The sequence below is a fragment of the Paenibacillus sp. HWE-109 genome, from assembly GCF_022163125.1.
GTDB lineage: Bacteria > Bacillota > Bacilli > Paenibacillales > NBRC-103111 > Paenibacillus_E.
The window spans coordinates 8,034,503-8,056,061 of the sequence record NZ_CP091881.1; the positions used below are offsets into that span (position 1 = coordinate 8,034,503).

General features: G+C 37.4%; 20 protein-coding genes. 16 read left to right on the forward strand and 4 right to left on the reverse strand.

Going from position 1 to position 21,559, the window contains the following annotated elements; translation table 11 throughout:
* Positions 1-186 precede the first annotated feature (186 nt).
* From LOZ80_RS34655 to LOZ80_RS34705, 11 genes are all read left to right on the forward strand, one after another.
* On the forward strand, positions 187-3,561 hold the full coding sequence (locus tag LOZ80_RS34655) for a HEAT repeat domain-containing protein (RefSeq protein WP_238168772.1): 3,375 nt from the start codon (positions 187-189) through the stop codon (positions 3,559-3,561).
* Between the two features lie 1,024 nt (positions 3,562-4,585).
* Positions 4,586-6,022 (forward strand): hypothetical protein, encoded by a 1,437-nt coding sequence (locus LOZ80_RS34660; protein WP_238168773.1) that lies wholly within the window; start codon positions 4,586-4,588, stop codon positions 6,020-6,022.
* Positions 6,023-6,133: 111 nt separating this feature from the next.
* Entirely contained in the window at positions 6,134-6,724 is a 591-nt protein-coding gene (locus tag LOZ80_RS34665) for a hypothetical protein (protein WP_238168774.1), read from the forward strand.
* Positions 6,725-6,776: 52 nt separating this feature from the next.
* Entirely contained in the window at positions 6,777-7,379 is a 603-nt protein-coding gene (locus LOZ80_RS34670; protein ID WP_238168775.1) for a stalk domain-containing protein, read from the forward strand.
* Positions 7,380-7,498: 119 nt separating this feature from the next.
* The gene (locus tag LOZ80_RS34675; protein ID WP_238168776.1) at positions 7,499-8,017 is read left to right on the forward strand and encodes a hypothetical protein; all 519 of its coding nucleotides are present in this window, start codon (positions 7,499-7,501) and stop codon (positions 8,015-8,017) included.
* Between the two features lie 56 nt (positions 8,018-8,073).
* Positions 8,074-8,430, forward strand: coding sequence for a hypothetical protein (locus LOZ80_RS34680; RefSeq protein ID WP_238168777.1), 357 nt, complete (start codon positions 8,074-8,076; stop codon positions 8,428-8,430).
* 52 nt (positions 8,431-8,482) lie between these two features.
* Positions 8,483-9,028, forward strand: coding sequence for a hypothetical protein (locus LOZ80_RS34685; protein WP_238168778.1), 546 nt, complete (start codon positions 8,483-8,485; stop codon positions 9,026-9,028).
* Between the two features lie 264 nt (positions 9,029-9,292).
* Positions 9,293-9,679, forward strand: coding sequence for a hypothetical protein (locus tag LOZ80_RS34690; RefSeq protein ID WP_238168779.1), 387 nt, complete (start codon positions 9,293-9,295; stop codon positions 9,677-9,679).
* Positions 9,680-9,830: 151 nt separating this feature from the next.
* The gene (locus LOZ80_RS34695) at positions 9,831-10,196 is read left to right on the forward strand and encodes a hypothetical protein (protein ID WP_238168780.1); all 366 of its coding nucleotides are present in this window, start codon (positions 9,831-9,833) and stop codon (positions 10,194-10,196) included.
* A gap of 993 nt (positions 10,197-11,189) precedes the next feature.
* Entirely contained in the window at positions 11,190-11,696 is a 507-nt protein-coding gene (locus LOZ80_RS34700) for a TlpA family protein disulfide reductase (RefSeq protein WP_238168781.1), read from the forward strand.
* Between the two features lie 612 nt (positions 11,697-12,308).
* Positions 12,309-12,638: a hypothetical protein gene (locus LOZ80_RS34705; RefSeq protein WP_238168782.1), complete on the forward strand. Its 330-nt coding sequence runs from the start codon at positions 12,309-12,311 to the stop codon at positions 12,636-12,638.
* Between the two features lie 46 nt (positions 12,639-12,684).
* Here LOZ80_RS34705 and LOZ80_RS34710 read toward each other — a convergent pair whose 3' ends face one another.
* Entirely contained in the window at positions 12,685-13,827 is a 1,143-nt protein-coding gene (locus tag LOZ80_RS34710; protein ID WP_238168783.1) for a matrixin family metalloprotease, read from the reverse strand.
* A gap of 680 nt (positions 13,828-14,507) precedes the next feature.
* Between LOZ80_RS34710 and LOZ80_RS34715 the strand changes: the two genes are divergently transcribed.
* From LOZ80_RS34715 to LOZ80_RS34730, 4 genes are all read left to right on the forward strand, one after another.
* Positions 14,508-15,092, forward strand: coding sequence for an O-methyltransferase (locus LOZ80_RS34715; RefSeq protein WP_238168784.1), 585 nt, complete (start codon positions 14,508-14,510; stop codon positions 15,090-15,092).
* A 183-nt stretch (positions 15,093-15,275) separates the two neighbouring features.
* On the forward strand, positions 15,276-15,866 hold the full coding sequence (locus LOZ80_RS34720; RefSeq protein WP_238168785.1) for a hypothetical protein: 591 nt from the start codon (positions 15,276-15,278) through the stop codon (positions 15,864-15,866).
* A 740-nt stretch (positions 15,867-16,606) separates the two neighbouring features.
* Complete coding sequence (locus LOZ80_RS34725; RefSeq protein ID WP_238168786.1) at positions 16,607-17,353, forward strand: GNAT family N-acetyltransferase; 747 nt, start codon at positions 16,607-16,609, stop codon at positions 17,351-17,353.
* A 222-nt stretch (positions 17,354-17,575) separates the two neighbouring features.
* Entirely contained in the window at positions 17,576-17,995 is a 420-nt protein-coding gene (locus LOZ80_RS34730) for a hypothetical protein (protein WP_238168787.1), read from the forward strand.
* A gap of 605 nt (positions 17,996-18,600) precedes the next feature.
* On the opposite strand, the gene LOZ80_RS34735 is transcribed toward LOZ80_RS34730, so the two are convergent.
* The 3 genes from LOZ80_RS34735 to LOZ80_RS34745 all read right to left on the reverse strand — a co-directional run bounded on the left by LOZ80_RS34735 (position 18,601) and on the right by LOZ80_RS34745 (position 20,129).
* On the reverse strand, positions 18,601-19,065 hold the full coding sequence (locus LOZ80_RS34735; RefSeq protein WP_337951043.1) for a phosphotransferase: 465 nt from the start codon (positions 19,063-19,065) through the stop codon (positions 18,601-18,603).
* 5 nt (positions 19,066-19,070) lie between these two features.
* A complete protein-coding gene (locus LOZ80_RS34740) occupies positions 19,071-19,574 on the reverse strand; it encodes a protein kinase family protein (protein ID WP_238168788.1) in 504 nt (167 codons plus the stop codon).
* 180 nt (positions 19,575-19,754) lie between these two features.
* Positions 19,755-20,129 (reverse strand): hypothetical protein, encoded by a 375-nt coding sequence (locus LOZ80_RS34745; RefSeq protein ID WP_238168789.1) that lies wholly within the window; start codon positions 20,127-20,129, stop codon positions 19,755-19,757.
* Between the two features lie 749 nt (positions 20,130-20,878).
* Between LOZ80_RS34745 and LOZ80_RS34750 the strand changes: the two genes are divergently transcribed.
* The gene (locus tag LOZ80_RS34750) at positions 20,879-21,520 is read left to right on the forward strand and encodes an NAD(P)H-dependent oxidoreductase (RefSeq protein WP_238168790.1); all 642 of its coding nucleotides are present in this window, start codon (positions 20,879-20,881) and stop codon (positions 21,518-21,520) included.
* Positions 21,521-21,559: the final 39 nt, after the last annotated feature.

Below are 21,559 nucleotides of genomic sequence, written 5' to 3' on the forward strand. Positions count from 1 at the left end.
AACCTCTTGTTTGTTTAGCGTGGCCCGGAACAGCTTGCACAAAAAACGGCAGCCTAACTACAACTGAATTCCCATTCTAAGACAATAGCTGTTAAAATAAGAGGGAACGGTTTGCTGAAAATTTTGGTGCTAAACAGCCATTAGGTTGTCTGGATTTGTTGTCACCAAGTGAGAGGAGATAGAACATTGTTGTTTCGGAATGATCCGCTGGATAAGAAACGGTTACTAACGGAACTTGACTCAATGGGATACTCGGACAGAATGAAGCGGATAGCCGTATTGGGGCGCGAATATAAAGGCGAGGCAACTTATTCCGCTTTGCTTGCGTCGTTGCTTGATAGCGGCAGCGCCTATGAGGGGCATTTGGCATTAACCGGCGCCAGTGTAGCGAACGATCCCAGCGCCGTTTTACTTGGTTTGAATCATGGGAAGGCGGGCGTAAGAGGACGGGCGGCCAGACTTTTGCCGGAAGTTGTCTCGGAGCCGGATTTTTTGATTGAATCGGAAATCGTATTCATGTCGTACGAGAGCCGTCGCCAACTGTTTCGAAGCATCGTGACGGTGAGCCGGCAGGATTGGGCGGAGCGGCTGCTGCCGCTTGTGCTTTCCCGATGGGGAGGAATTGAGGCTGCAAAATTGCTGTCCGCATGCAGGGAGGAAACGGTTCGTCACAGGCTCCCGGAGCTGGGCTATGCGGTGCGGAATTGGAAATTGTTAACAAATCGCAACCCCGTTATCGTTGCGGATTACTTCAATCACGTGTTGCAGAGCGCAACACAGCAGGAGAAAATTCCTATATGGTGGAGGTTTGCTTCGGCGATTGAAATACTAAGTGTATCAAGACCAAACTTCGTTCTGGAATGTGCGTTAAAGTATGGGCCAAGTGATGTTCTTCATCCTGTACTCAAACCGCGATTGGGCATTCTAATGAATGCCGACCCGAATGGTGTATTTCGCCTGCTCACTCGGGAAGAGGCGCGGGGAGATCTACTGACTCATGGCGTGCCTACGGGAGTTTTGAAGTGCAGAAAGCTGTTTTCAGTCGAGCAGTGGGCGGAGCTGACATCCTTATTGGCCGATCAGCCCTTACATGTAGCGAAGGTGTTGGACACGCTTGCGCCATCCTGGCGCGGATCGATTTTTGAGGCGGCCTACAAGGAAGAAGGACGCGGCATGCGAATTTTTCCAATGCAACTACTGGATGCATTGCCGCATCTTTTGCGCGACAAGGAAGCGTCCCGAATGTTAGGTCTTCGGGGGATTGTGGAAAGTCGGAACCGCGTGCTTGAAATAACGGCGAGGCGCTTGATAGACCACGCCAGAGAAAAGCTGGAACAAGCCGCATATGGATCTTCTGGCGCGGATGAGCGCGCAGCCGCTTACATCCATCTAGTCAAAAGCACTGCGTTGTCGCGAACCGGGATGAATGAAACGTTGCGTTTCCTGACCCGGATCAAGAACGATCAGGACCCGGTACGCAGTGCCGTCATGAACGAGCTGTCAAGCTGTCCGATTACGATCTTCACGGATGACCATGCAGACGACTTGACTTTGCTGGCGGATAGCGTGATTGAAGCCAGAGATACCTCTTACGCAACAAGAATGTCCACAGAGAATCTGGTTTTTGCCCTAATTCGTTACCATGCCTCACAGCCCGAGAGCGCTCTTTTTAAATTAGCCCTAAGAACGTTCACCAGAATGGCGATGAGGGACGGGCAGTTTATGTTGCGCTCCATGAACTGGGACAGTTTGCCGGACCGTGCTCTGACTAGATTGGCCGATGAGCTTTATGCCCTGGGCGTGGAAGCCAATAAACGGGAGAGCTTTACTTATATTCTGCGGATGGCGGGAACGTTTGGCAAAGCGGCGGAACGTCTGCCTAAGCTTCAACTGCTGTTGAAGGAACTGTTGCAAGATAAAAGCGTGTCGCCGCAGGCCGTTCATTATTGGCTGGCTCCGCGCAAAACGCGCGATGAAAGGGTTAAAGAGCTGCTGGCCAGAGATCCCTCCTTCATTTCGTTTCAAGAGGTGTTTATGCATTTGCATCTGAAACGCCAGGAATGGCTGGACCCGTTCATTTCCGGAGCCGTCATTAAAGGCAAGCATCTCTCGGGAAAAACGATTTATGTTGTTCCCTCTGTCGACGGGTTTCATCGATGGCTGCCTCGTCAGCAAAAGAAGTTGGCTCTGCTTATGGAAAAAGTCGCTTTGGACACCAAGCGAAACTTTCGAGAGCGTTCAACTGCCATGCGCGGTTTGGCAAAAATGCCGGACTACAGCTCCAATCAATGGACGAAGCTGCTGAAGGATGAGGAAGTGCAGATTGTAGAGTCGGCGCTGCAGGCTTGTTCTTTTTGGGAGGAGCCGGAAAAAGCGCTTCCCGTTCTATTGGATCATCTAGATGGAGACCGCGCTCGCGTGGCGATGTATGCGATCCCCAGATGCGTCCGCAAGATGAAGCCGGAGTCGATGACCGCCATGTTAGCAGACCTTCTTAACCGTGACAAATTGAGAATTACGGTGAGAAAAGAAGCAATCCGCTTGTTGGGGGCTTATAAAAGCAGTGAAAGTCTGTCGCTTCTCCTCCGTGAATTCGGGAAACCGAATGCCCATAAGGATGTTCTCATCGCGATAGGGCATGCCGCCAGACAATGGCTTGATGATGAGCGAAGTTGGGATATATTGGGCTCATTAGCTTTGTCGCCGGAGCGGGATATTGTAAAAAGTCTTCTTTACCAGAAGCCTGACGAACTTCCCTTGAAGGATCGCCCAAGGTATGTGCAATGGATTGCCGAGATTGCGGGTCGCGTCGACCCGGATGTGGCAAAGGAAGCTTTCCGCGCCATGAGTTTTTGGGCAAAGGGAAACGAGGAGTTGCTTGCCGAGTCCGCCTGCAAGGCCATTATGGATTCAGAGAATAGCTCAAGATGGAAAGCGGCGCTGGATACATTAATCGTCAGTTGCCGTGACGGTTTGGTAAATGAACAGGTGATTGGCTTATGTAGGCAATTGGCTGATACGGAAAGCTCAGCCCAATGGAACGCATCTGCCGAAAGGGATCTTCCTCATCGTCAGCGGCTGTTCGCCTTGATCGACAAGCTTGTCTTATTGCCTCAATATGCAAGGCGGGAGCTCGTTCCCTTATATGATGGTTTCATTGGTGTCCTCTCTGTCTGTGAAGCGATGCAGCCCGTCTTAATCAAATTGCATTTGGCAAAGATTGAATGGAACAACATTGACCAGGCTGTGACTTGTTTGGATCACGTGATACAGTTGGGGACAGCGCAACCGTATCTGTTGGATTACGCTTATAGAATGGTCATTCAAACCGTGCATGCCGGCAAGGGGAATTGGACGCCGGAGGCGCTTCTGACTATCGTGGAATGTCTGGATGCCCGAGCACAGTTCGAGGCTCAGTATGTGGGGCTTTCTTTGCTGCAGGCGGCCGGCAAGTCTTTAATGTGGAATCAGGCCAGTGCCGAACGTTTGAGGACTTATCGGAAGCATTGGCATGAGGCGATTCGAATATTGGCTCTGGACATGTGGACCTCTCTGGAATAGAACGGGACCTGTAACCTGATTATGTGTTCAAGCAAATGCCTGGTGAAGTCGTTAACTTTGATTGAGTCACGCGCGCCTAGCCAAGCTGGGCACAACTAGCCGATGAGAGTCCGGCCGAGGTAAGAGCCAAGCCGCCTCGTAGCTCACGGGCAACTAGTGGAGAGATCCTAAGGTTGGAGATGATTAAAAAGTAGGAATTAGTTATGAAGCTTGGGGATTGCGGTGAAATAATTGTATTCAATTGGGTTTAGGCATCCCCGATTTTAGGTTATAAACGTGTTGACTCTGCTTACTCCACACATGTGGAGTGCTGCTCACTGTTGGTTTGGAAAGGAAACAACGAGTGAGAAGTCAATGTGGGTTGTCCTCTCATAATAAAAGTTAATGTCATTGAGAAAAGTATTCTTTTTATTAGTAACGATACGATAACAACTTTAGATGTTGAAAAGCCCTTTTAGAGGGCTTTTTTGCGTTAATAGCAACATTCGTTATCTCCAGACTAATATCCTCAATTTGTAAGTTGGTGATATAATATGGCGATAGCAGTTAGTAAGTTATAAGTTGTTAAGAAAAGAATGATTTTATTTGAAGTAACAGTGCGCTTAATGACCTCTTGCTTAAAGGGAAGTCCACATTAGGGGGAGCGATAATGGAGAACAATTGCTTAATAAGATTTCATACGCTAAATGGATACCAATTGATGATTTTGAACATTGACGTAAGATTTTATATCCTAATGGCTTAACAGAATTGCTTAAAGACATTACATAAAACATGAAGTTTATCGCAACTTTTTGGGGGAAACCATCTCTTATGGATGATGATGAAAAGCTTATTCGAGAAATAAAAAGAAGTAAAAGGCATTCATGTTTATTATTTTTGCTTATTATCTTTTCAGTTTTAATAACAGTCGCTTGGACTGCATGGTACTATTTAGGTAAACTCCCCGCTAGTCTATGTAATTGGACAAATTGCTAATATTCTAATCAATGAGAAGTTCGTGTGTAGGATCAAGGAGGATTAAATGCAAAAATTCAAGATAAGGTTTTGTCTGATGGTTACGATTATGATAGCACTTACTGGATGTACAAGTCCTTTTTCATTATCCCAAAGTGACAAAAACTTAGACACATCTTCAATAATTTCAACACCGACTTCGACTGCAAAGACCACAACATCAACATCAACAGCATCAGAATCGGGAGCAAATCTAATTCAAACTCCAGAACCAACACAAATGTCAATACAGGCAGGAGTCAATAGCGCTATTGCTTTAGAATCTTTCAAAGCAGTTTTACAGAATACGATCAAGTTTATAAGCACAGATGAAAAGAACAATGTATTTTTAAACGATTTACTAACTAATGGAAAAGTATTTGATGCTATCTTCAAGGTTAAACGCTTTACTTTGCTTGATTTGGATGATGACAAAATACCTGAAGTTGTACTTGAATTAGCAACAGGAGAATACCCTCAGTTTTATGAAATCCTTCACTATTTGGATGGTTCTGTTTATGGATACATTCTGGGAAATAGACAGTTCAATAGTCTTAAAGTGGATGGGACATTTGGTTGGGCTGGTAGTGCATCTAATAATGGGTTTGGAAAACTAAGATTCAAAAAAGAAGCCTCTGAAATTGACGATTTGGGTTATCGAGATTCCAGCTTCGATGGCAAGGCAACATATACTAATAAATTTATTATTAATGATAAACCAGTTACCGAAGAATCATATGAATCTTTCCGTAAAAAACAAGATGATAAAAAAGATGTAGAATGGTATGAATTTTCTCAACAAAATATCGAAAAACTAAATGGTCAATATTCTAAAGAGTTAAATGCATCTTCTGGTAGAAAAGATGTTACAAGTCTAAAGAATCTCATTCCCGACGGTTGGACAATACTTGAAAAAAGCAAAGGACAACCCGTAAAAGTAACAGGAGATTTAAACAAAGATGGCGTAGATGATGTAGCAGTTGTAATTGAAGAAGAAAAGAGTAAACAAAATGAAGTTCCTCCAAGAGCGTTGCTAATTGCTTTTGGTAATGGCAACAACCAATTTTCACTATCAATAATCGCCGATAAGGCAATTTTAAAAGCAGATAAAGGTGGTGTATGTGGCGACCCATTAGATGGAATATCCATTGACAGAGGTTCTTTACTTATAAGCTTTTACGGTGGAAGCAACGACAGGTGGTATGCCAAATACAGATTCAGATTTCAGGATAATGATTGGTATTTAATTGGGGCAACTCTAGGTTCATATAACACTGGAAAAACGACACAAGAAAATGCTGATGAAGAAGACCATAACTTGCTAACAGGAGATTTTAGCATTCGAGAAACAGATGAACACGACCCAAGTAAATCAATTACGAAGAAAGGTAATAGAGGGAACGGAGTGCTTTTAAAACTTAAAGACTTTCATGCAGAGGGTGATAAAGATCAATTCTTAAAATAGGTCAATAAAAGAGAAGACTTATCCAGATTCAAAAATAGCTGCTGCATATGATGCGCGGGAGTCTATTATAAGCCAATTGAATATATGTACGAATCTTATGGGGGTAAAAATGTGAGCATTTCTTACTATGGGCTTATTGTATTTTTGATACTTTCACTTACTCCAATATTCATAAGTTATCGTACTGCACTTCGCTTAATTAAAAAGACAAATTCATTTTGGAGTAATTTGATAATAATTAGTACGTTTAATGTTCTCATATATGTTCTCTTGGTGGTAATTTGGTTAGTGTTTTGTTTTTCTGCTCCAATTGGTTGGGATATTGAAACCCTTCCATTGATTGGAATTATGGTAGGTTTATTTGCATCCGTTATTAGTACATTACTTTTAAACATTATATTGATTATTAAGAGGAAACGTTTGTTAATTGTTTTTAGGGGAAACTCAGGAAGGAGATTGATTCAGTTGTCGTATTCATATGAAGACTTGGAAAGAGATTTAGCTATTGGGCATGAGCTCCATTTCAATTATAGGGGTAAGGAATATTCTATTAGTAATAACAAGGATGGTTGGTATCTGTCAGAGTTGTATTCTGATTATCAGTCGTTCGTTGACACAAATGAATTGCTCGCAAAAGGAAAAATTGATGGTAAGCTCTTAAAAGAACTATGGGATGATGTGGACGTTTCAGTTATATTTTAATGAAATGAATCTTTTATAAAAAAGCTAATTAATGGTTCGGAGGAGAATATTTATGAAAAAGGTCGTTATTGCATTTCTGTGTGGCATTGTTATTTCCCTCTCATCTGTAGTAATTGCAGCCAATGAATTAAACGTCACATTATTTCCATCTGAGTTTTTTTATAACGGAGAAAATAAAAGTTTGCCTAGCGAATATCAAGTCATTAATTATAACGGCCATGTATATGTACCGATTAGATACGTTGCAGAAAGTATGGGTGGGACGGTAGGATTTACTGCTAGTCAGGATTCAAAACCCAATGAGATTACAATAGATTATAAAACTAAAACTAAAACTAAAGAATTCCCTTACATAGATCCTGACAAGAAAATTAGTATTGATCTAACTGGTACTAATGACACTTCTAGAGCAACTTATTTAATTGGACAGGTCCAGCTTAATGAAACAACCTACGAGAAGAATATTTTTAGTTTCGATATTGATATAACCTTAAAGAATGGAAATAAAATTACAACTCTACATGGTTTTGCAAGCGATATTGGAAAAGGTGAACTGAAAACATTTAAATTGAGATCAAGCGATTTTTTTGCCCTTACCGATATCGCAAAAGTGGACATTAAAGTTATTGAGATTGTTGAATATAAGTCGGAATAATTTGAATAAGCAGTGAAGAAAATCAGTTCTGATAAAATCGAAGTTTTAATGGTTAGTGTAATATATAATCTACGAAGAAAAAATGATTTTATTTAATTGATGCTGAAGGGTAGGTCACTATGTTCAGGTTATTTCAAAGAAAAAAGTTAGAAGATAACATTGAAAATAAACAATATAACGAAATTTTGTTAAACCTTCCATCAGTAGCTGTTTATAAAGATTTTAAGACTTCACTGATATATTTTAATCCTAGCGTAATCAATCCAATTGGTTGCAGGTCAACTAATAATAAATTTATTAAATTAGTACCTCCATATACAGATTCTGATGTTGGAAAAGCGATAAAAGAAGCAATTCAAATAAGTATTGCAGAACCATACTTACCTAATGATGTGAAAGGGGATTTTTGGGTTGAGGCTGAAGGAGTAAAAAGTATGATTTCTTTCATAAGGACGAAACTGTTCATAAACGTAACCCAAAATGTTAAAGAAAATAGCTATCTAATCAGCATTATGAAGAAGTACAAGACAACTGGCTATACTCATTCAAAGAATGACCCTGAGTATTTAGTTGATGTAACTATTAACGACCATGAGTTGGGTCAAATTGTCTTGGATGGATTTAATGAATGTAAATGAAAAATGGTTTACCATGAAAGCACGATTTTATTTATCATAGTAAGGTGGTTCAAAGAATGGAGATTTTTCCAGAAGAACATGAACTTATTGATATTTTTGAATGTGAACCGCAATTAACCTTAGAGGAAATGGATGTTCCTGACTACTATAAACAATGGAGGTTCATTCTAAAACGAGAAACTGATGTGTTAGGGTTTGATATAGAACCAAGTATCTCTTATGTTTATATGAGATGGCATCAAGAAAATAAGGTCATATTAGAACTCGCATTAGAAGAAGTTTATGGAATAGAAATAAAGAAACAAGGAAATTCGGGATTTGTTTTGTTGTTATTCCATGATGAACGTCATAAAACCTTAACTTTAAGGACAAAACCGTACATATCAGTTGTTTGGGGAACAGCTAAAACTTGAAAAGTTGTGCTTAAAAGAGCAATTTTATAACAACTATTAGGAAGTGGAAAATGTGTCGTGGCAACCTAATTCGTTAAAGTATATACAGATAAATTCTCTTATTATAGAGGAAGTTAAAAGACTATACAGTTATTCTCATGCTAACGGCGGAGTGATTCTTGCTTGTTTTGAGGTAATAAATAAAGATGTTTTCAGCACGATACCATTCATGAATATTGAATATAAGCTTTACTTTGAGAATCTTCTATCTTGTTATGACATTGTAACATCATTACCAGAGTTAAAGATTGGTACCCCATTTCATGATGATGTTATTTTTGAGAGAAGCACGCCTTTTATCTTAGATGGTGAGATTGCATCCACACTCTTTAATGGTGGAGCGTATAGAAGGTTCCAAGGAAGCCCAAGAGACGCAAAGAACATTGCAGAAAAGCTGTGTGACACTATTATTGATGGTAGATATGCAGAAGTAATATTATTTAAGACAAATAGCCCTTGGTGCGACTGGTTTTTTGATGTTGCTTGGGACTATACGTGGATTATTTTTGACAAGCAGAAGTGCAGGTTTTGGCTGATGTGTCTCACGGATACTGACTAGATAAAACATGGATTTCATTAAGCTAAACGGGCAGTTATCTTCAGTTAATTATGTTACACTGTGGTTGATTGTCGCGGTGTAGTTACTATACGATAATTTCTAAAACTAGGGGGGATAAATATTCAAACTATATATGTCCGAGTTCGACATTGGTTATTTTGGTATGGGGCTTATGGTTTCTGTAGCAAGAGTCGTAATGATGAAATTACGCTTTATTCTGATCAAGATCAAAAAAAAATCTTAGGTTATTTTGAACTTACAACCGTGACAGGTCTAATTAATCTTTTAAAATACGATATGGATATTATAGGCGATGATAAAGAATATTGTGCTGAAATTGAAAGTTTTATAAATGGTGACAGAGATATTCATTATCATTACATATACCCAAGAGACTTAGAAGATGTTTCTCGTCAAGTTCCCCATTCTGCTCCTACGAATATAGATGGCTATAAACCTGTCTATATTGATATGTGGACAAAATTATCTAAATCCTGGGACAATGATGAGATTAAGAGTAGCGTGAGAATAATTGCAAAAGATTTTTTAGGATTGAATATAGAAAATGTTGAACTCATTAATATTCCAACATATGAGGAAACAAAATTATCGTACGAACAAGATTATAAGCCTTTCGTAAACGAAAATTGATTCAACTAACGTAGGAACGATAGTGTAGGAGCTTTTCTCGCGGAAGCCCCTTTTTTGTTCGTTTGAGTAACGGGCAGATTATTGCTGTAAACACTAGTTTAAATGCCTAATGACTAACCTGGAAACTATATTATTCAATAGAAGGTGACACATGATAGACGGTAAGTTTTATAAATATTTGATAATTCAATACATAATTATGCTATTTATTCCCACGATAAGTTCTTTGGTTTTTGAAATCAACCCAAATATAAATGGAATCATTCAAGAAATTGCAGCATATATGGCAGGGGTGGCCGGAATTATATTGTATCTCCTGATTTCATTAGTTTCAGAAAATGATTATCAGAGCTCAATAGTAATGATAGTAATTAAACTTATTATTGCGTATCCACTTTTCACTGTTTTGTATTTAAAACTAATAGGGAGAAAGTGGATATCTTATACACTCAATACGTTATGTTGTTTCTGGGCTGCTGTTTTCGGATTGTTATGGCAAGTAGCTGTTATGCAATAGAATTGCAGTTATAAAGTGTGAGGTAATTATTCGAACTTAAATAAGGAGACGTTCAAAGGCGTTCAACTAACGGGGAAGTACGACAAGTTCTGCCATAAGCACCATACAGTGCGAAAAACAGGAGATTACGGCAGTGATCTCAACTTTACAACCGAGGATGGGAATGACGGAACCATGTATCCTGAAACCATTCCGCCAATACTCCTGCGCGCGTCATGCTTAACAGAGCATGAGGTGTGAAGTACAGGTAGATTCGGCAGAACGAAGGCTAGAGCCATCTTTATTGAAAAGGTATGCCAACGGATATGCCGCGCGGCTGAAAAACTGGATATGGTGAGAATGTTCAAACAGACTGAACTGACGAACTTCCGAATGTACAGGTCTAAAGTTAGAACATATGGAAACATATGTACCATCAAACGATGGGGTGGGCGGCGTAAAGTAAGAATTTTTCCTATGAAATACGCTATGCCGAACAATGGCGGCATTGGTCTCACAGGCTTAGAGGAAGCACCTAAGTCCAGAAAGAATAGCTAGGATGTAAGGGACTTGGAAAGCAAGGGACGTTGCAACAAGGGCTGTTACCCGAAACGGTTGTTATAAGGCGCATGCCGAAATACATTAATCCTTGTGAGGGCAGGGGCACGACTGATGAATCTCCTGTAATGGGAGTGGAGGAACAGCCCCAAGTCTAACTGAAAAGAAAAATTGTTTTCCAAGCGTGAATTGCACCGATCAGGTAGGAAAGTGGGGACATCAATGGATGCCACAGTGCAAGCTACTAGGATGACAAACCGTCAATATCCTTGAGTAACGAGGAACTTATGATTTAGTAAATTCAGTTAGAGGGAACGCCGGATGCCGGGAAACTGGCACGTCCGGTGTGGAGCAGGGGAAAAGCTGGAGATGACATCAAATGCTTACCTATTGCAACCGAGAGTTCAATAAAAGAGAAGTTTTATAATCTAAGTTACTAGGGAGTTGTATTCATTGATGTATCGAAAAACAATTGCAAGTATAATATCAATCATCATTTTAGGAATAGTGGCAGTGACCGTTTTTAATAACTTTAACAATAGACAAATAGAGTATGTAACGACATCATTAAAGGATTTGGGAGGAAATGAAGAAAGCATTATTTTTAAAGATAAGCCAACTGCTTTTCTTTTCTTCACTTCTTGGTGCCCGTATTGCAATGAAGATGCTCCTAAAGTTGTATCTGTTTACGAAAAGTACAAGGACAAAATTAACTTATATGGTATTAATCTGATCAATCGAGATGAACGAAGTGGAGTAGATAAATATGTCGTTAAATATAAAATTGGTTATCCAGTATTACTAGATGAGGACAATAAATTATATAAAAAATACGGCTCACCGGGATTTCCCACGCTTGTTTTTTTTGATAAAAATGGGAAAGAAACTAAAAGGATCGTTGGTTCAACAAATCAAAATATAATTGATGCACAATTTAGAAAAGCAGTGATCAACTTTGAGTAAGGATGTTAAATGAATATTAAAAAGGATGAAATGAAGCTTATTATCTCAAAATTATTGATAATACTTCAAATACTATAGATCTTGCTTTTTAGAATACACTTTCTGGAATAGATGATCAGAGTGTGGGAGTTTCTGATTGCACGACTTTGTATTTGGTTTATCAGTAAGTTAGAGAACAAATGTTCAAGCATGGGTTTCTATAGGTATGGATTTGATGGAAAATGGGCTATTAAGAAGGGGTATAACGTGCGAAAAATATCATCCATCAGTGTAGAAAAGGAACTAAGAGAAGGTTATCCAGGCAAAGAATGTAATACTACAAGAGTTATTTGAAGAATATAGTGGGTCGGTTTGTCACAAATAACAATTACGGATTTAGGAAATAGAGCACTTCAATTACTACAAAGAAGAATAAATACAATAAATTGTACGTTAGCTTGATTTGTAAATGAAACGTGCATTTCTTTTCTTGATGTATAATAAAATAAAAATACACAATGATGTGTCATAATATAAGTTTAAGTATAATTGGAAAAAATTTAAAAAAAGTGCAACTATTAGTTATTATTATTCGTTTATTAAGTATTAGATTAATAAATGGGAGTGGTAATAGTGAAAAAAACCTTAATAATGATTGCTTTAGTTATTTTAACGGCAGGATGTTCCCATAGTAACTCCAACGAAAGTTTTGCATTTGAGAAAATGATTATCTGGAATCAAATAGTATATGTGGTTACTGATCAACAAGTGAAAAAAATTGATTTATTATTGGGTACAATTGACGAACAGTCTAAAGATGAAAGTACCTTATCAAACAATAAAAGCTCGAATTATTATCCTGTTGGCACTGAGATTTATTCAATAAAAGGTTTTGACATTAAAAGTGCTCTTGCTGTTAAAGTGAATAATCAATTTGTAAAGGCAGATGCTCTGAAAAAATAATAAATGAGACTAGCATTTAGGCTAGTCTCGGGAGAAGTATGGATAATTATTTCATTTTAGAAATGATTTCACTTTTAGTTAATAATGATTGATCGTTTAAATGTTGATATGTAGTTTCACCTTCAGTACTTAGGTTAGTTTGATTTGCTTTATCAACTGAACCATCAGTACTTACAAAAATACTATCATCTTCGTTAATTGGAATGTAGTTATTCTCGCCTATTTTTTTAAGGAAAATGATAACATTTTGGTTATCTTGTAACTGTGTTGTGTGATGAGAGTAATATAGAGTATTTTCGCTTTCTCCTCCTAATTGATTTACAACAATATCTTTTTTCTCTAATGTTGGATCACCCTTGAGAATTTTCTTTATTTCAAGACTAGAGCCTGTGCTGTATTCAGTTAACTCCTTTTTCGAAGTTGTTTTCATATTATCCTTCTTTTTTACAGTACCTTCAATTACTAAGTCTGCGCTATCAGCAAGGTCTTTTAAACTATCATATTTATAAGCCCATGAAGGCTCAATAATAACCACGTTTTCTTTGTTCTTAGGGTTCTTTACTTTTTCTAATGAAGGTACTCCTTTTTTTTCAGATGTTGATTCTCCATTTTTAGCAGTTAATGAAGTTCCATAAGGGTAACCATCGTATTTGTTATTTACAGAATGAAGATCTGCTGGAGTGGGGTATTCGTAAGTTCTTGCTAAAGTTCCATTAGAATAGAATGTGTAACTTAACATAACAGAAGCTTCAGTATCATTGTGGCCTAATCCGACTGCATGTCCAAGCTCATGAGTTGCGATTGCACTAATAATGGGGATGGTATACCTTGATTGTGTTGTAAAATATGTATTCACCCAAGCCCTTGTACTCGATATATTTCCTGTAAGCCAATTATAGTTTGTATAACAAATACCATCCCATGTTGCACTAGAATTCTCTGTGTTCCCAGCTCTAAAATCGTATCGGTACCCTGTTTGAACTGTGATAGTGCTTTGAGGATCGTTTGTCCATCTAGTAGCACCTGTAAACCAAAAATCTTTATATGTGGGATTAGAACCATCGTTGTAAAAAGTAATGCTCCTATTATCAAAGTGCCAAGGATTCGTGGGAGTATCTGCAAGAGCAACATTTGCAAGTGAGAAGGTAAGCCCAATAACTGTACACAAAGATAACAATTTCTTTTTCAAACTAAACATCTCCTTTAAATTACAAAATTTAACAACGGATACATCGTACCATATTTTTCAATATAATAGATATATATTTATATAATTACATAATAAGGGAATTGTAAATTTACCTTAATAAAGAGTTGCTATCAACGTTCAATTGAAAAGTATATTTCATTAGGAATTATTAAAGATGCTTGCAATAGATTATTGCAAAACAATGACTGGAGGTGCCAATAAAAATAAGTAGAACATAATATATCCCTTTCACCGTCTCCACACATGTGGAGTGCTGCTCACTGTTGGTTTGGAAAGGAAACAACGAGTGAGAAGTCAATGTGGGTTGTCCTCTCATAATAAAAGTTAATGTCATTGAGAAAAGTATTCTTTTTATTAGTAACGATACGATAACAACTTTAGATGTTGAAAAGCCCTTTTAGAGGGCTTTTTTACGTTAATAGCAACATTCGTTATTTCCAGACTAATATCCTTAATTTGTAAGTTGGTGATATAATATGGTGATAGCAGTTAGTAAGCTATAAGAGTATACAATATAAGTCAGTCAGATAGTGGGGCTTCTTATTGCGAGATGGTTCATAAAGTGTTTACCATGAAAGCACGATTTTATTTGAAAGAGTTGGTACAACATCATTATAATATTCAAAAAGATTATGACAAATGGGATGGGAGAGATAGAAATGTTTAATGATACCGATAATATCAAAGTTCCAAGCATGCTAAACAAGCTGCAAAAGGATGTTGAACAATCTGGCTTTAATCTATCTTGTGATTACCAAACAGGTACTATATTGAGAACCCTCGCGGCTTCAAAAAAGGGAGGATACTTTTTAGAGTTAGGTACAGGGGCAGGGGTTTCCACAAGCTGGATACTGGATGGAATGGATAGAGATTCAACATTAGTAACCGTAGAACAAGAGGAATCTTTACATACAATCGCTAAGAAACATTTAGCTAGTGATTCACGAGTGAGTTTTTATACAGGTGATGGTGGAAAGTTTATAGAAGATGCCAAGGATAAAGAAGTATATGATTTTATTTTTGCCGATACCTTTCCTGGGAAGTTTTATCTCCTAGATGAAACGTTGCAGATGTTGAAACAAGGTGGATTGTATATCATTGACGATTTGACGCAAGTTGAATCATGGGGAGACAGTCATAAGCAGAAGGTTGTTGAATTGGTATCCCATATTGAAACTAGGGAAGATTTAGTGATAACAAAATTATTTTGGTCAACGGGGCTTATTATTGTAACAAAAATATAGCTTATTACAGATTACTGCTCAGAAGTGAGTAGCATCTTTAATTAAATGAGCAATTTCATTCAAACGTATGGAGAATGGGGCATGAACAATGAATATAGATAGAACTGACGAATTATTGCAATTGTACGAATTAGTTCCAAAACCAAGTAACTTAGCCATTATACAGATTGGAGGTTTTACATTTTGGGAACTAAAAGTATATATCATAAAATTGTTTCAAACACTGAACTAATAAATTTTCTTTCTGAATATTATGATTTTGAAATTGTAGAAGCTAATTCAAATACAAAAGATTATTTTTTTGAAGTCGATGATAAAGCGACTATTATAGCACAAGATGCTTCTGGTGGTGCGTTCGCTTTATACGGATATGGTGATGAGGAAGATTTACCAGTTATCTTTATCAGTTCCGAGGGGCAAGCAGGGAAAGTTGGAAAAAACTTTGAGGAATTTCTTGGTATAATGATTTCTTGTCCTTATTGGAGAGATTTATTGAAGTTCTCTGGAAATGGACAATTAACTGAAATGCTAAAATCTCAATTTTTCTTAGAAGATGAAGTTTTAGAGGATTTCCCTGAAATTGAGAATGTTAAAAATAAAGTTATTTCATTGTTATCCATAAACGAATTATCAAAGCCAGTGGAGACATTATATGAATCAATGGTTTCCGAACCTTATGTTCTTGTTTTGTCTCTTGAAGGTGAGAATTTTGATTCATTATTTAACACGTTTTTAGTAACTGATAATCCCTTATGGAAAAACAAAATGCAATAAAAAGAGGAACAGCTTGGCTTTTGTAGCCAAGATTAATTTCATTGAAATCCAACAGAGTTAACTAACACAGCCTAAATAAAAGAGAAGTTTTATGTGATCTCGTCTCAGGAAAAAATTGTTGGCGTGGTAAATGAAACCCTCTTTCATGTGTGTAGTTGATTTATTGGATATTCATCCCAGAGTGTGGACAAAAGTTCATAAATATGAATATTTAATTGATAAATTTGATGCAGGGCTAATGTACATCAAAAGAAGCTGAGTTATTAGAAAATGATATAACAATACGTTTCATGAAGGATCGCGGCTGGAAAAGAGTAAGAGGTGGTAATCTTTCTGCAATAGATGAGAAAGAAATTCAACGTGTAATGATTAAATACAGAAAGAATTATAAGATTGATGATCATTTTTTTAACGAATTAGTAAATGACTTGGACGATGAGATGAGGGCTAATTTAGAATGGTATATAAAAAAATCAACACATTCGAACATTAAATAAAACAAATATTTTATTTTGTATCGTGAAAAGGACGGCAGAGACACAAATCCAGTGATATCAAAAATTCTTAGTAAAGAACCTTATTATAATGAGCAAATCGAGAAATATTATAAGGATTTTTGCGATAAGAATGACATTGAATACAGATTAGCTGGTGCTTTTGGAATCAGACGAAAGTATTGGGTGTTTAATTAGGCGATAAAATAATACTTTCATCTTTTAAGATAAAGGATGGGTTGTTGGATGAGCTATATAGAAATTACGAAACAAAATATTGATCGTGAGCACATTTGCTGTGCATTGGGTGCAAAGCAGTATGAGCAGGCCGTACTCGAAAAAAAGAAATGGCTTAGGGATCGTATGGATGATGGGTTAGTATTCTATCGTCTGAATGAGCGTTCAAAGGTGTTTATTGAATATCTTCCTGCGGAAAAAGCGTGGGTTCCAATCTTAGCCCCTAACTATATGTATGTCAATTGTCTATGGGTTTCTGGTAGATATAAGAATCAAGGACATGGAAAACACTTGCTGGACAAATGTAAGGAAGATGCAATGGCGCTTGGGATGGATGGCATCGTGCATATTGTTGGAAAGAAGAAGCTCCCCTATCTGAGTGAGAAGCACTACTTCGAATACATGGGTTTTGAAGTGGTTGATGAATCTGAACCTTACTTTGAGCTAATGACTCTGAAATGGAGCGATTCAGCCCCTACGCCAGTATTTAACGTCACACATACATCTGACTCGGAGGGTATCCACATTTACTATACTGCTCAATGTCCTTTTGCTGTCGGTGTCTTGGAGGAACTAAGGGATGTTGCAAGTAATCGAGGTTTCGCATTCCACACCCACCATATCCAAACTAGAGAAGAAGCTCTAGTGGCTCCAACTGCTTGGACAACCTTTAGTCTGTTATATAATGGGAAGTTTATCACACACGAAATATTAAGTCCCAACAAGTTTGAGAAGCTTTTGAATGATTTGAAGTAGAGCTCTCTAAGCCAAACAACAAGAATTATAAGTTTTGGATATTTCATTTTGACGAATCAAATGAAGATGAAAAGCAGCGTGTTGCTGCGATTTGGTAAGCTACTAATAAAATCAATCTTTTAAAGGTGGTGTAATTGTAATATATAATCTACGATGAAAGAATGATTTGTTGACAAATCTTAAACATGATCTATTTCGTCATATTGTAGAGGTGACTGATATTTGAGAATTTGGTTTGTAATCCTATTTTCTATTGTCTTAGTTTCAGGATGTTCTAACCCTGGTGACCCTAAAGTCAAAGGAGCAATTATTATTTCTTTACAGGATAGAGGAAATCTAGAAGACTTTCAGCCAAAAGATGTAAAAGTGGACTGGGTTAAAGGTGGGTTGGATGAAATAGACAAACGAATGAATGATTTAATATCTACTATGAAATTCAAAGGTAAATCATATTTGCCGAATAACGACTATGTGGAAGCAAAATATCAATACACTAGCATCTATGTGTTTGTTAATGATACTAAGCCTGAAAAAAACATTATTGTAAAACAAGGTAATGATTATTTTACTTTTGAAGGAAGTAAGGAAAAGGCTGACAATGTAATTTCTTGGACAGTTGAACAAAGAATTTTGAGCAGATGAAAGCACGATGAGCAAATATTATGGACGAAAAGCAGTTTGTTGCTTTATAGGGAACTACAGGGTACACGACAGCAAGATTATAGGTATACGGTGGGAAAACGAAAATCTTTCCGTATAGTTAAGCAGCTATATCGGCGAAGGATAGTCGTAAGATTTTACGGAGTAAAAACTATCCATTCCAACAGACCAATTGGTATGATGCTCTATTCAATAAGTGAAATAAAAAGAAATGAATCATTACGTAAGTTCATCTTTGGAAATTGGGATGAGAGTGATGATGCTTCACTTGAAATTGTTGCAGAACAAAAGCGAAAGGAGTTGCTGACTTATAACAACATATAGTGAAATCGAACTAATTCAGCAGGAAATTGAACAAGGAAGATCATTGTTGTCTGATAATGATATTATTGCAAAATTTAATACTTGGATACCAAGTTATACTTGCGATGCTGCTGCACAAGGATACTTTCGTTCATATCATCAATCGCAAACTATAGACCACAATTGAGTTGCTCACTGTTAGTGAGGAAGGACAATTTAATCGGAGATGGATTGGCGGAAATAGTAAGAAGAGGGGGGCCGAACCCTTCTTCTTTTTGTATTAGTTAGCTTAATAAGAAATTCTCTTCTTTAAGATATTTTTTAAAATAGTTTTGAATAACTGACGGAAAATTTTCTGATAAAGATTTATGTTCATTTGGATTTAATGAATGGAAACCAAAATTTCTTACGATAGACCATATAAAAAAAGCTTCTAATACCTCTATATAATTTTCTTGCAGTTGATGAACATTCCTATATGTTGATATAAATAATCTCCGATTTTCAAATGAAAGATGCATAAAAGTTTCAGCAATATCAAATAAATAGAAACCATAACCACAATTGGAAAAATCAATAGGTCGAGGGCTATCTTTGTAAAACACATAATTGCTCTCATGAAGGTCAGAATGGATAATTCCCCAACTATTTTGTAATAATTTTTGACTTTCTATTACACTTGAAATTTTTTGTGCTGACTCTTCGACACAAGCAAACTCTTCGGTAGTAATGAGTTCTAAATTTAGCAGTTTTTTTAATTGGCTAAGTGATGAGAATAAATTATCCGAATTGTAATTGGTGTTTTAAAATTCTCGGGAATATTCCATTGAATAGAATGTTTGTGTAGAGCCGCCATTAAAAGGGCTAGACTTGTTGTTTCATGACTTGTTGGTTGCCTGCCAAGCACTTCGCCATTAACCCAATTATGTAAAGTCACATTTAATTTTTCCTCATTGTTAATAATTGATATTTCCGTAATCAACCCACCTTCTAGATTTCTTACAGGATTAGGGATAATTAAATTAGTATCTCTAGCCAATGCTTCAAGCCAAATCAGTTCAGATTCGATAACATCTTTTGTTTTACTGGAACCAGTAGAAATATGGATTTTAATAAGATATTTCAAGTTTCCATCACTTGTATTAACTCGAAATGTTACATTATCACTTTTCCCTAAGTAAAGAAGGTCTTTACAAATAATCGAGTAATTTCTTAAGGCTTCTTTCGCAATCTTCTCATAATCTTTTTCAGAAAGCATAATACCAACTCCAAAGGGAGAAATTTTAATATCTTACTATCCTACCATATTGTTCCTTTGCAACAGTAGGTCAAAAATAGTTATAAATTCAAGATTACCATTTCAGAAAAATTTCAGGAGCGTCATTCAAGAAAATAGAAAAAGCCCTAAATAGTAACTTAGGGCTATACTCACCTTTTTCTAAAGAATCACTGGACTTAAACTAGTAATAAAAGAAAGGTCTTCTTGAAGTTTACCTTGATTGGTTACTAGGTTTCCGGATTCATCAATTCCAAAAACGGAGATTAACGTACTAGTTGAATCACTTACACTAACTTGAACTTCACATGCAACATTTCCAGCAATAAAAAACTCTCTTACGTCAAAGTAATTCGGATCGACAATGAACGATGACATGTAGGCAGTATAAAATACACTTGAATCAGCAGAAGCAAAGATGTGATATGTAACAGTTGCCGCGTTAACAGTATCAATATTTCTTGTGCTTAAAACAATATTAGATGCCGCAGTACCAAGTGCTCTAGTATTTGTAATCAGGCCAGTCGAAAAGGGCATGTCCAACACCTCCTTCATTATTTTCTACTAGTATATTCAAATAGAGTTAAGATGCGAGGATGTTAGTTTAGTAGATGAGCTAAAAATCCGCCCTTTTATTCAGTCGTTTTTATCGTTAGTGGTTCTAATACTTTTTACCGTAGGGTGAGGTTTTGACCGCAGGGGCCATTGAGCTAATGGGCGGGTGAATTAAGAGAACTAGAGGGCGCTATTTAGGCAAAAAGCAGGGAAGTGAGGGTCATAGCGGAACTACAGGGTCTTATTTCCACGAAAGCGCTGAATTTTCCCAGCAAAAAGCAAAATAACGTACTGTAGTTCCCTTTAGCCACCGGAAATGCCACTTTTGGCTAGAATAGCGCCCTGTAGTTCCCTTTGCGCGAGGCAGCTGGAGTAACTCCGTGTTCCCCCAAAAAATGGGGGGCTATTTTTTTATTCGCAATCGGGGAGCGAAACCTAGCTCGTTCGTATTGAGCGAAGTGAACATGATGTCTGAATGCACCTCTTTGGTCTGCTGCTGCTTGACAATAAATAAAAACCGCTATATATTTAACCTAGTTGTTAAATAACCATTTGGTTAAATAACAACCAGTTCAAGATTGTGCTCTTGATTGTTTGGATTAGTTTCGGGAGATAAGAAATGGAGGCGATTTTTTAGGCTATCGTTTATTGGGAAGTTAATGGTGAAGGAGTTTTCTTGGAGAAAATGTTTATGACTTGTCCTAAAAAAATTGAAGGTAGGTAATTTAATCATGGCAACCGTATTATATATCACAGCAAATCCGAATGATCATGAAATATCATATAGCATGGCAGTAGGGAAAGAATTCGTGCAGGCTTACCGATCCGCCAATCCGAATGATGAAGTTGTACATCTTGATCTATATAAAATGGGTATTCCTGAACTTGATGCTGATGTTTTTAGCGGTTGGGGCAAGCTTGGGGCTGGCACTGTTTTTGATAAATTGACCGATGCAGAAAAAACCAAAGTAGGTCGTCTGGTTGAACTGGTTGATCAATTCGTTGCTGCGGATAAGTATATATTCGTAAATCCGATATGGAATTATTCATTTCCGCCCGTGATGAAAGCATATATTGACTCTATTTGCGTAGCAGGCAAAACTTTCAAATACGTTACGGGTATAGGTCGGGTTGGCTTGCTGAGAGATAAAAAGGCGGTTCACATTCAAGCAAGTGGAAGTGTATTATCACCTGGCTCAGCTCTCGCAGACTTAGAAATGGGACATCGTCACCTGAATGCCATTATGGAGTTTTTTGAGGTTCCTAGCTTTGAAAGCATCTTCGTTGAAGGTATGGCTGTAGATCCCGATAATGCGTCAGCGATTAAAGAAAAGGCAGTTCAACAAGCGCGCGAAGTTGCTTGGAGCTTCTAATTATGGCACACAAGAGCCAACGAAATTGAGGTTTCTAAT